The organism is Ruegeria sp. CDSA034, assembly GCF_059612275.1.
On record NZ_JBXWQH010000001.1, the window covers coordinates 590,292 to 602,857 of the forward strand.

Below are 12,566 nucleotides of genomic sequence, written 5' to 3' on the forward strand. Positions count from 1 at the left end.
CTCAAGTGCAACCCTATCGCCAATACAACATCCGGCAGGTAAAACCCTCGGCAATCTAACCAGAAAGGACCGGCGACATGCGCGTCTATTACGATCGCGATTGCGACATCAACCTGATCAAAGACAAGAAAGTGGCGATCCTGGGCTACGGCTCGCAAGGCCACGCCCACGCACTGAACCTGCGCGACTCGGGCGCGAAGAACCTTGTCGTCGCTCTGCGCGAAGGCTCCGCATCGGCCAAGAAAGCTGAAGCCGAAGGCCTGGAAGTCATGGGCATCGCCGAAGCGGCAGCCTGGTGCGACGTCATCATGTTCACCATGCCCGACGAACTGCAGGCCGAGACCTACAAGAAATACGTGCATGACAACATCAAGCCCGGCTCGGCCATTGCTTTTGCCCATGGCCTGAACGTGCACTTCGGATTGATCGAGCCGAAAGAAGGCATTGACGTCATCATGATGGCCCCCAAAGGCCCCGGCCACACCGTACGCGGCGAATACGTCAAAGGCGGCGGCGTGCCTTGCCTGGTAGCTGTTGACAGCGACGCGACCGGAAAGGCTCTGGAAATCGGCCTGTCCTATTGCTCGGCCATCGGTGGCGGCCGCTCGGGCATCATCGAGACCAACTTCCGTGAAGAATGCGAAACCGACCTGTTCGGCGAACAAGCCGTTCTGTGCGGCGGCATCGTCGAACTGATCCGTTGTGGTTTCGAAACTCTGGTTGAGGCAGGTTATGCGCCTGAAATGGCCTATTTCGAATGCCTGCACGAAACCAAGCTGATCGTTGACCTGATCTATGAAGGCGGTATCGCGAACATGGATTATTCGATCTCGAACACTGCCGAGTACGGCCAGTACGTCACCGGCCCGCGCATTCTGCCTTATGAGCAGACTAAGAAAGCGATGAAAGAGACGCTGTCGGACATCCAAACCGGCAAATTCGTGCGTGACTTCATGCTGGAAAACGCTGTTGGTCAGCCGACCATCAAAGCAGCACGCCGTCACAACGATGAGCATCAGATCGAGCAGGTTGGTAAGAAACTGCGCGACATGATGCCGTGGATTTCCGCCGGCAAGCTGGTCGATCAGGAAAAGAACTGATCCTGCCAAGCGAATGCGAAGGGGCGGCCCATCTGGCCGCCCTTTTTTGTCCAAGCCTCTAAGCGAAACGAAGATGGTCCAGCACCCCACATCCCGCGATTGGAGCGGTGTTATCACCCTCGGCCTGATCTGGGGCGGGACGTTCATGGTCGTTGCCATGGCACTAGAAGGGTACGGACCTATCACCGTCGCCACCGCGCGCACTACGTTGGGTGCCATGATGTTGCTGGGGTTGATGGCGGTCACAAACCGCAAGCTACCTTCCGGATCCGCCGCCCTTTGGACCTCGGTCATTGTGATCGGTATCTTGTCGTCTGCCCTGCCCTTTGTTTTGCTAAGCTGGGGACAGCAATACGTGCCTTCGGCCTTTGCCGGCCTGTCGATGGCCGCGATTCCGCTGATGGTTCTGCCGCTGGCACATTTCTTTTCAGACGAGCCTTTGAACCTGAGAAAACTGGTGGGCGTGACCCTTGGATTCAGCGGTGCGTTGGTGTTGATTGGCCCCGGTTTGGCGCAACTCGGCCACGGGTCAGAACCTCTGGCGCAGCTAGCATGCATCGGGGCCGCCTTGTGTTATTCCCTGGCGTCGATCTTCACCCGTCAATGTCCGCCCATTGATCCTGTGGTTCTGGCCGCCCTGACCCTGCTGGTCGGCGCAGTAATCCTGCTGCCGATCATGTTCGTGACTGAAGGCGTCCCGACATGGGAAGGTACCCGCCCAAGCATTGCCATCATCGTTTTGGGGTTGGTCCCTACGGCATTCGCAACACTGCTGCGCGTATCCGTCATTCGCAGCGCAGGATCGGTGTTCATGACCCTCGTTAACTACCAAGTGCCAATCTGGTCGATGGTGTTCGGCGCATGGGTTCTGTCCGAGGCGTTGCCGGTGCGCTTTTTCGTGGCGCTGGCTATGATCCTGACCGGGCTGGCCATCAGTCAGTGGTTCAGCCTGCGAAAGATGCTGACCGGGCGCTAGCCTGTGACGGCCTCGACCTCGGCAACGATGCCGTCGACAACCTGGGTCAACAGCGCGTCATCTTCACATTCCGCCATGACGCGGATCAGAGGTTCCGTACCCGACTTGCGGATCAGCAATCGCCCCTGCCCGTTCAGCCGCGCCTCGGCGTCAGAAATTGCAGCCTGCACGCTGGCGGCCTCAAGCGGGGCTTGTCCTTCGCCGTAGCGCACGTTCTTCAGCATTTGCGGTACGGTTTCGAACTGCACCGACAATTCCGATGCTTTGCGACCCGTATGCACCATCTCCGCCAGGAAATGGAGGCCCGCCATCAGGCCGTCACCTGTGGTCGCGTAATCGCTCATGACGATGTGGCCTGATTGTTCGCCGCCCAGATTGAACCCGCCTTCGCGCATACGTTCAACGACATAGCGGTCCCCGACGCCGGTGCGCTCCAGACGCAGACCATGGTTTTCAAGATGACGTTCCAGACCTAGGTTCGACATCACCGTTGCAACCAACGCACCGCCTTTCAGGCGGTCTGCCTCGGCCCAACTGGTCGCCAAAAGCGCCATCAACTGATCGCCATCCGCGACTTGGCCATTCTCATCGATCATAACGACGCGATCGGCGTCACCGTCCAGACAAATCCCGACATCTGCACCATGGGCCACGACGGTTTCGGCAGCCATCTGCGGTTTGGTGGAGCCACAATTGAGGTTGATATTCTTACCATTCGGCGTAATGCCGACCGGGATCACCTCGGCACCCAATTCCCACAAAACCTCGGGCGCCGTGCGGTGCGCGGCCCCATTGGCGCAATCGACTACAACTTTTAGCCCGTCCAAACGCAAGTCACGCGACAGCGAAGATTTGACGCGCTCACCGTATCGGAACCGCGCATCATCCACCCGTCTGGCACGGCCGATATTCCTTGCCTGCGCAGGTTTGACACCTTCTTCGATCAGCCTTTCAATCTCGAGTTCCGCCTGATCAGACAGCTTGTATCCGTCAGGACCAAAGAACTTGATACCGTTGTCCTCGGCCGGGTTATGGCTGGCCGAGATCATCACCCCAAGATCCGCGCGCATCGACCGTGTCATCAGACCGACAGCGGGCGTCGGAACCGGCCCAAGCAGCAACACGTTCATCCCGGTCGAGGTCAATCCGGCCGTCAGGGCGTTTTCCACCATATAGCCGGACAGGCGCGTATCCTTACCGATCACAACACGGTGGACGTCGGATTGATCGCGACGGAAGTAACGGCCAGCGGCGGCCCCGATGCGCAATGCCATTTCGGCCGTGATTGGATGGGTATTGGCGGTGCCCCGCACCCCATCGGTTCCGAACAGCTTGCGCATAATGTCACTCCGTCATTTCTTGCCTGCCTCCGGCTTACCGGACGGCGGCCCAAAGGCGCAAGGCCTGAGCGGTTTCTGCAACATCGTGCACGCGCAGAATTTGAACGCCTTGTGACAATCCAGCCAGCCCGACGGCGATTGATCCAGGCGCGCGGGCGTCCTTGCGCGGCTCTTTGCCAATTTGTCCAATAATACCTTTTCGGGACACGCCCAACAGGATCGGACAACCTAAACCATGAAACAGGCTGATCCCCTGCAGCAAGGCCAGGTTATGTGCCTCGGTCTTGCCAAACCCTATGCCCGGATCAACGATGATCTGATCCCGATCCAATCCGAGGTTTTCGAGACGATCCACCTGACCTTCAAGGAAATCGTAGACGTCCAGCAGAACGTCGTCATAGGTCGGGTTGTCTTGCATCGTGCCCGGATCGCCCTGCATGTGCATCACACAGACCGGAGCGCCAACTTGTGCGCAAAACGGTGCCAGCTGCGGATCAAAGGTAAAGCCGGTTACGTCGTTGATCAGCCCTGCTCCGGCCTCCCACGCTGCTTTGGCGACGGCGGATTTGCGCGTATCAATGGATATTAACGCATCAGTACGGGATTTGATGGCTCCGATCAGGGGGCGGGTCCGGGCGATCTCTTCATCTTCGGGCACGAAGGTTGCTCCGGGTCGGGTCGATTCGCCGCCAATATCCAGAATGGTTGCATCTTGTGAAACCATCTGTTCAGCCGCAGATTGGGCCGCGCTGACCGAATTGTGCACACCGCCATCCGAGAAACTGTCCGGCGTTGCATTCAGAATGCCCATAATGTGCGGGCGATCCATGGCAAGGCCCGCAACATCGGTACGCGGACGCGTCAGACGGTCCAGCGCATCGTCTGGCACATCCTGCACAGCAATGACCCTTGGGGGCTCTTCACGGCTTAACCGTTCGACATGGGTAAACCACAGCGGCTGGTCAGCTAGCGGCACTGAACCCGGCGGACGGTTCGGACCATGCTGAACCAGAGGTCGAAAATAAGCGGTCACAGTTGTGCCTGATCCACCGAGATCGCACGCAAAGGGGTTTCAGGGGCGTCGGGCAGCGCGCCGCCGATCACCATCATCTCACTCGCCTCAAAAGTGGCAGCAAACCATGCCGCCAGCGCGACCGCATCCGAAGGTGCCGCCGATTGGCCGTCAACAGCATCCAGCACAATTTTCGAGGGCGCCCAGACGCAAATCTGACCATTTTTCATGGCCCAATCCAGCTCAGTCCGCGTTGAAACGACGACACAGCGGTGATCGCGGGCAGCTAAAACCCAGGCATTCTGTTCAATCGCCAACAGATCAATTCGGCGTTGTGTCATCGCGTGGCCAGTCTGTGAAACAGGCATATCCGCCGCGCCGACACATAGGATCAACGGGCGTTCACGATTTTCCAGCTGATCGATCCACCCGGTCAGATTGGACGAAGCAATGGCCTCATTCGACAGGAAAGCCAGTCGGGGATGCGGACGCTCTTCCTCGACGACGTCGTGGTGAGCCTTGTCTTTCCCGCGCACGATCTCGACACCCAAAGCGCCAGGACCACGATCCAGTTTTTCTATTCTGACAAAAGCTCTTACGGCCTGCGGTTCAAGTAAAATTCGCTCAGCCACCCGGTCTGCCAAAGTCTCAAGCAGGTTAAGACGTTCCGCCGCAAGCTCATACGCGATCGCCTCAGTCACCCGGTCATAAGACAGGATGCGATCCACGTCATCGTCGATGGGATCACTCAAGGGGCGAACCTCGACCACGATGTTAAAGCAAATCCGCTGGGTCGTTCCACGCTCGGCCTGAAACGCGCCGATTTCAACCTCGACGATATGATCACGCAGAGAAATACGATCCAACGGCCCCCGGGCAGCGGTCGCTTCGGACCGCTCGGACGGGTGCGCAAAGGCAAGACGGATTTCAGAGCTCATACAGGCGGACCTTTTCGGGCTTTGTGGACGTGTTTGCCCAAAATAAACGATGCGCGGGCGTATAACACCGCAACATGCGTCTTTCCAGCCATCGAATGCGGCGTCAGGTTACGCGGAACCAGCTCATCATACCCGAAGCAGCGTGTCCCAGCATATGGCAATGCAGCAGCCAGTCTCCCGGATTGTCCGCGACCAACGCGATCTGACGGGTCTGGCCCCGGTCCACCAGCACGGTGTCGCGCCAGGGCCCCAAACTGCCATCCGGCAGGACGAGCCGGAAGTGGTGACCATGCAGATGCATCGCATGTGGAAAGACAGTTTCGTTCACAAACTCGATCCGGTGCAACTGACCCAGACGCGCATCCAGAAACGGATCCTTGGGTCGTTCCGCGTATCCGTTCAACGCCCAGAACCGGCCCAGTTGAGCCAGCTCACGGCCTGTCAGGTCCTGATCGCCAAGCTTGGCCCCTTCCAGCCATCGCATCGCACCGCCCTGCAGGGACATACGATGCAGCGGTGCCTGATCATACTGAAATTCAGGCATATTGTTCGCAGGCAATGGTTCAATACCCTGCCTTTGCGATGTGGACGCTTCGGAAACTTGAAAGCGTACCAAGCCATAGCCGCCATCCCGCTCGATACTGGCAAGACCCGCGACATCCCCGGACGCGGACGTCACATCCACGACAAGGTCCGCCCGTTGTGCGGGCGCAAGTGGAAAGCTGTCCTCTACAGGCAATGGAACTGCCAGCGGCATGCCATCCAGTGCCACGATCCAACCCGCCAGCCCGTCCAACGCCAAATCAAATATCCGAGCGTTCGATGCATTGATCAGACGCAATCGCAATCGTTCCCCCGATCCAACAGGGTAAGCCGGATCAAAGCTGCCGTTGACGGACACCAGATTACCCAGCCGCCCTGCATGGCTAAGGTCGTGTCCATTGTCAAAATCGTCCACGATATGCGCGGTTTCAGGGTCCAGCCGCCAATCATCCAGCATCAGCGTCAGATCCTGATCAACATCCGGCGGGTTAGATTCTTCAACGATCAGGGGTCCATAGAGACCTCGGGCAACCTGTTCGGTAGACCGGTTATGCGAGTGATACCAATAGGTTCCCGCATCGGGTGCAACAAAGTCATAGTCGAAGGATTGGCCCATCTCGACCGCGTCCTGCGTCAACCCGGGCACGCCATCCATTGCGTTGTCGATCCGAATTCCGTGCCAATGCACTGCCGTCGGTTGAGACAGGTTGTTTATCAGCTTGCGACTGACGCGCCCGCCCTGAGGCAATCGGATGTCGACTCCGGGAACGCGGCCGCCATAGGTCCAAACCGGCGTAGCTGGATATCCGTCAGGCGCAATCTGTTGCACCGCTTCTTGCGCGACCAGATCAGAGCTGACCGCATGTGCTACCTTTGGCAGCAGAGCAAGCGCGGTCGAAGTTTGCAGAAACCGTCTGCGGGATAACATCATGGCGGACCTCCTGGCCCGCTACATAAGGCAGAAAACGCCCCGCGCAATCAAGGTTCCAGCGCGGGTGCGTCAATCAGTTGCTCGCGGTCCGATAGTTGTGGCGGTAGAAAATGTGAACGCCGATCCGGGCCGTTTCTTTGTAGACACGTGACCATGACGGGCGCACCGCTTTGGTGTGGTAGTGGGTCGCCCCTTCGGTCAGCCCGACGCCAACGCCGTCGATTGCCGCGCGGGCAACCTTGGACACACGCTCATAGGCTCTTTTCTCGCGGATAACTTCTTTCTGACCATCGCAGGTGTAGGTGAACTGGCATTGGTACTTCTTACCGGTTCCCTGCTTGATCACCCCGCACAGCGAACTTGGAAAGCGGCTACTTTTGACCCGATTCAGGATCACCTCGGCCACGGCGAACTGACCGCGAACGCTTTCGCCGCGCGCTTCAAAGTACAGCGCCTCGGCCAGACATTTGAAGTTCTCGTCCCCAGTGGCGGTTGGCAATTGGTCTAGCCAATTCTTTGAATAGGATACTTTTTCAAGCACAGGCGATTTACGCGGCTTGAACAGGCCCAAATAATCGCGGAACTTTTGCCCGGGCAATTCGCTTCGGGTCACAAGTTCGCGTTTGGCAGATTCGGTGGCTTCCCTCTCGGCGATGGAAACACTCGGCAGCACGGTTGCTGCCAATGTGGCAACAGCCAATATGTATCGTAGCATCAGATAACCTCGCACAGGCACATTCAGCGCCAGACCCTCCCCCGGCGGGCGCGATGAGGCTCTTACCGAATTCAAACGGCGACGTCCAGTTCTGACGGAAAAGCAAGTGGAAAATCGCCGTTTCGTCAACAATATTTGACGACGGCGCTTTCTGTTACCTACTAATTCTAGAGTGCCACCCTTCTGTCAACCCCCAAGTCTGGACGAAATCGCCAGTTGAGCGGCAGCCAGCCGAGCGACGGGCACCCGGAACGGCGAACAGGACACATAGTCAAAGCCCAATTCCCGGCAAATGGCGATTGATTCGGGGTTACCGCCATGTTCGCCGCAGACTGACAATGTCACTTCTGGCTGTGCTTGCCTGCCGCGTTCAGCCCCCAGTTTAAGCAATTCTCCAACTCCGTCCGCATCCAACACATGAAACGGATCTTCGACAAAGACACCCTGCCGGACGTAGGCCGACATGAACCGACCAGCGTCATCGCGGGACAGGCCATAGGTCATCTGCGTCAGGTCGTTGGTTCCGAAACTTAAAAACGCGGTTTGCGGCGCGATCTCGGCTGCCCGTAAACAGGCCCGAGGGGTTTCGACCATCACGCCTAGCCGATACTCAAATTCCTGCCCGCGTTCACCGGCGACGGCTGCTGCCACAGAATCGATGCGCGCCTTGACCAGTTCGACCTCGCGCTTGGCGGATACCAGCGGGATCATCACCTCGGGCACCACCGGTGCGCCGTCTTTGCTGGCTTCAAGCGTCGCCTCGAAAATCGCACGCGCCTGCATGTCGTAGATTTCGGGAACCGTCACACCCAGACGTACGCCGCGCAGGCCCAGCATCGGGTTATATTCGGTCATGGCGTCGACCCTGCGTTCGACATCTGAGACCGGCAGGTCTAGCGCTTCGGCAAGTTCGCGTTGGCCGGTGCGCGTGGTTGGAAGAAACTCGTGCAACGGTGGATCGAACAGACGGATACAGACAGGCTGTCCCTCCATGATCCGGAAAAGCTGCGCGAAGTCATCGCGCTGCATCGGCAACAAGCGTTCCAACACCGCTTCGCGACCGGATGAGGTCTGCGCAAAGATCATTTCGCGCATTACGATCAGACGACCGGGGTCAAAGAACATGTGCTCGGTCCGACACAACCCGATCCCTTGCGCCATGAAGTTCCGCGCTGTTTGTGCGTCTGCGGGTGTGTCCGCGTTGGCGCGAATTGCAATGTCCCGTTCTGCGTCCGCCCACCCCATCAGGGTCTGAAAACAATCATCCAGCGCGGCCTCGAGCATCGTCGGCCTCCCCGCCAACACCTGACCCGAGCTGCCGTCGATGGTCAATGTGTCGCCTGTTTTGAAAACCCGCCCGTCGGGAGCCATCAGCTGTTTTTTCTTTGTCTGAAACCGCATCTCGGACGCGCCGACGATGCACGGCAGGCCCAAACCCCGGCCAATCACGGCCGCGTGGCTGGTCATGCCGCCCTTTTCCGTCAGGACCGCCACGGCGGCATGCATACCGCGCACATCTTCCGGGGAGGTTTCACGGCGCACCAAAATGCACGGCTCTCCCCGCGCGGCGCTTGCCTGAGCCTCGGCCGAGGTGAAAACGATTTTGCCGGTCGCAGCACCCGGACTGGCGGCAATTCCGGTGGTCAGGGTGTCGCGTTCCGCATCAGGGTGAACCTGCCGGTGCAACAGCTCGTTCAGGGAATGTGGATCAACCCGCATTACAGCCTCTTGCGGAGGAATGATCCCGTCTTCGGCCAGGCGCACAGCGATCCGCATCGCCGCGCGTGCGCTGCGTTGAACCCGGACACCATCCAAAATGTGAACGTGGCCGTTTTCAATCACGAACTCGACCTGCATTTCCTCGCGCAGCTTGACCCGCATCAGCGCCGCATGCGTTTTGAGGTCCGCAAATGCCTTGGGCGCGACCTCCTCCAGGGACTTTCCGCGCGGATCCTTTTCCAGGTACAGCGCCGCGACGCCTTCCCCCAGCGCATCCCGCCCCTGACTTTGGCTCAGATACCGACCGGTGATCTGAGGCAATCCAGTGGTCGGATCAATTAGTTGCAGCACACCCGATCCGCACTCGCCCTGCCCAACGCCGGGGATCATCTCTTGGATCACCAAACCCAGACCCGCGTCCGCCGGCGCCCCCTTTGCCTGACGCAACAATCGCGCCGAGGTGCCCTCCCATGCGCGTGCCATCGAACGCAGCACGGCAATCAGCTGCTCTCCGCGATCCTGTGGAAAGGCTTCGTCCGTCTCGTCTTCGTAAGCCCTCAGAGATTTCTGCAGCCCCTCACGGCCATCTGCATCGATCTCGTCAAACACATCCGGGTCCAGCCGCGCAACATGAACCGCGTAGCTTTGGACAAAGCGCAGATACAGCGCAGCCGCGGCTTCGACCCCCATCGAATCCGACAGGTCAACATAGCGCGCGTCATTCATGCCGATGTTCAGGATGGCACCCGGGCCGCCCCAATCGGGATCTTCTGAACTGGGCCGGACACACAGTAGCGCGGTCTGTTCAAACTGCTCAAGAACAGCGGCCAAATCCGGCACCTGCCCATCCGATATCTGATGCACCGCATCAAACGACAACGCGACCGTTCGTGGAACCGGCAGTTCCAGACGAACCAGACGTTGCAGACATTTCGCCCGCCCGCCATGCGTGTTGGCAGCAACGGGCGCTTCGGACGTGATAAGCGTAGTATGCGGATTATTCTGCACTGCGGCACCTTTTGATTTCACCGCAGCATAAGCCCCTGCACCAATGGCGCAAGGGCGTTCTGGATCAGCCTTCGATGCGGCTCAGATCAGCAACACTGGAGCAGACCTGACGGATCTGGCTTAGCAGGTTCAGGCGGTTACGGCGCAGGATGTCATTGTCGGTATTGACCTGAACATCCTCAAAAAACGCATCCACCGGGCCGCGCAGGTCGGCCATGGCCGACATCGCACTTGGGAAATCCTCAGCTTTCAGCGCCGGGTCGATCTTGGCCTGTGCTGCTTCCAACGCGCCGAACAGAGCCTTTTCGCTGTCGGTCTCCGCAAACTTGATATCTGCGCCATAGGAATACTCGACCCCATCCTTCTCCTCGGCCTGGGTCAGGATGTTGTTGGCGCGTTTGAACCCCTGCACGAGGTTTTCGCCATCCTCGGTCGCGATCACGGCATTCAGCGCGCGGGCGCGCTTGACCAGCAGGTTGAGGTCATCATTGCCGTCCATCGCGATGCAGGCGTCGATGATGTCGTGGCGAATGCCCTCGTCGCGGAGGAAGGTTTTGAGTCGGTCGTGGAAGAAGGAGAGGAGATCGTCGGACGCGTCCGGGACTTTCTTCTCCAACCCCAGAAATTCGGCGGTCGGCTTGTCGCCGAGATTGTCTTTGACCGCTTTGAAGGCTGCACCGAAGACGCCGTGACCCGCGATTTCTTCCAGCAGGTCCTCGACATCTGATTTCGGCAACGCGTCATTGATGGCACCCTCTGCCCGAACCAACTGGCTATCAAAGAACCGATCCAATCTTAGACGCAAATCGTTTTCGAGTATCAATCGCGTCACGCCCAACGCCGCGCGGCGTAGGGCAAACGGGTCTTTCGATCCCGTGGGCTTTTCCTCAATCGCCCAGAACCCGGTCAGCGTGTCCAACTTGTCGGCCAGCGCCACAGTTACTGACAACGGCGCGGTGGGCACATCATCCGACGGCCCCAACGGCGAGTAATGTTCCTGCGCCACGGCGGCCACGGCGGCGTCCTCGCCGGCGGCTTCGACGTAATAACGACCCATAAGCCCCTGAAGTTCCGGGAATTCATAGACCATCTCGGAGCTTAAATCGGCCTTGGCCAGAAGCGCAGCTTTCTCGGCCTGATCGGCATCCGCGCCCGTCACCGGGGCCAGTTCGCGGGCCAACGCGGCGATGCGGTCGATCCGCTCGGCTTGAGTTCCCAGCTTGTTGTGGAAGGTCACATTCTCCAGCGCGAGGGTCCATTGGGCGATGTCCGATTTGGCAACGCGGAGGTCATTCTCCCAGAAGAACTTGGCATCGGCCAGACGGGCCGACAGCACCTTTTGGTTCCCTGCCAAAATGGTCGCGCCATTGTCGGTGGTTTCACGGTTCGCAACAGTGATGAACCGCTCAATCCGGCCCGTTTTGGGGTTCTTCACGGAAAAGAACTTCTGATGCTCTTTCATCGAGGTCTGCAGAACCTCGGGAGGCAGTTCCAGAAACTCGTCGTCGATCTGCCCCATCAGGACAACCGGCCATTCGACCAGACCCGCAACCTCGGCCAGCAGGCCCTTGTCGTCGACCACTTCCAGACCCGCCGCAAAGGCAAGGTTCTGGGCATCGTTCCAGATATGCTCAGCCCGTTCCTCAGGCGACAGCACCACAAAGGCGCGCTTCAGCTTGGCGGCGTAATCCTCGAATGACGACACAGAAAAGCGACCCGGCGCCATGAAACGATGACCCTCCGTGGTATCGCCGGACTGGATGCCGTCGACCTCCATTGGCACAACCTGCGTGCCGGTCTCGTCGGTCAGAATGCACAGGATCGAGTGCAACGGACGCACCCAGCGCAGACCGCCGTTGCCCCATCGCATGGATTTCGGCCAGGGGAAGTTGCGGATCGTCGCCTCGAGTACCTCGGCGATGATCTCGGCAGCGGGACGGCCCGGTTTTTCGATGGTGGCGAAATAGACCGCGCCTTTGGGTGTTTCACGCTCTTCCAGCTGATCGCGTGTCAGACCTGCGCCCCGAAGAAATCCTTCGATGGCTTTGTCCGGCGCGCCGACTTTCGGACCTTTGCGTTCCTCGCGGATCATAGGGCTTTCCGAAAGCAACCCTTCGACCGCCAGCGTCAGGCGGCGCGGCGTTGTCAGCGTAGCAGCAGAGGCGTAGGTCAACCCGGCCTCGACCAAACCATCGGTGATCCGCTTTTTCAGGTCTTCGCCGGCACGAGTCTGCATGCGCGCGGGGATTTCCTCGGAAAACAATTCGATCAGCAGGTCGGGCAT

Annotated in this window: 9 protein-coding genes; 2 read left to right on the forward strand and 7 right to left on the reverse strand. The window is 59.0% G+C overall.

What is annotated here, in order from left to right; all coding sequences use genetic code 11:
* Positions 1–77 precede the first annotated feature (77 nt).
* Positions 78–1,100, forward strand: coding sequence for a ketol-acid reductoisomerase (ilvC, locus tag AC2FLJ_RS02855; protein ID WP_058273912.1), 1,023 nt, complete (start codon positions 78–80; stop codon positions 1,098–1,100).
* 73 nt (positions 1,101–1,173) lie between these two features.
* Positions 1,174–2,076 (forward strand): DMT family transporter, encoded by a 903-nt coding sequence (locus AC2FLJ_RS02860; RefSeq protein WP_282118730.1) that lies wholly within the window; start codon positions 1,174–1,176, stop codon positions 2,074–2,076.
* On the opposite strand, the gene glmM is transcribed toward AC2FLJ_RS02860, so the two are convergent.
* The 7 genes from glmM to glyS all read right to left on the reverse strand — a co-directional run bounded on the left by glmM (position 2,073) and on the right by glyS (position 12,566).
* The gene (glmM, locus tag AC2FLJ_RS02865) at positions 2,073–3,416 is read right to left on the reverse strand and encodes a phosphoglucosamine mutase (RefSeq protein ID WP_496695057.1); all 1,344 of its coding nucleotides are present in this window, start codon (positions 3,414–3,416) and stop codon (positions 2,073–2,075) included. The two genes, AC2FLJ_RS02860 and glmM, sit on opposite strands and share 4 nt — an antisense overlap.
* Before the next feature lie 34 nt (positions 3,417–3,450).
* Positions 3,451–4,449, reverse strand: a complete 999-nt coding sequence (gene folP / locus AC2FLJ_RS02870) for a dihydropteroate synthase (protein WP_496695055.1) — start codon at positions 4,447–4,449, stop codon at positions 3,451–3,453.
* A complete protein-coding gene (locus AC2FLJ_RS02875; RefSeq protein ID WP_472723519.1) occupies positions 4,446–5,366 on the reverse strand; it encodes a dihydroneopterin aldolase in 921 nt (306 codons plus the stop codon). Before AC2FLJ_RS02875 ends, folP begins: the two co-directional genes overlap by 4 nt.
* A 103-nt stretch (positions 5,367–5,469) precedes the next feature.
* A complete protein-coding gene (locus AC2FLJ_RS02880; protein ID WP_496704390.1) occupies positions 5,470–6,840 on the reverse strand; it encodes a multicopper oxidase family protein in 1,371 nt (456 codons plus the stop codon).
* 73 nt (positions 6,841–6,913) lie between these two features.
* Positions 6,914–7,555: a cell wall hydrolase gene (locus AC2FLJ_RS02885; protein WP_145975887.1), complete on the reverse strand. Its 642-nt coding sequence runs from the start codon at positions 7,553–7,555 to the stop codon at positions 6,914–6,916.
* 186 nt (positions 7,556–7,741) lie between these two features.
* Complete coding sequence (locus AC2FLJ_RS02890) at positions 7,742–10,303, reverse strand: putative PEP-binding protein (protein ID WP_496704391.1); 2,562 nt, start codon at positions 10,301–10,303, stop codon at positions 7,742–7,744.
* A gap of 43 nt (positions 10,304–10,346) precedes the next feature.
* A complete protein-coding gene (gene glyS, locus AC2FLJ_RS02895; RefSeq protein WP_496704392.1) occupies positions 10,347–12,566 on the reverse strand; it encodes a glycine--tRNA ligase subunit beta in 2,220 nt (739 codons plus the stop codon).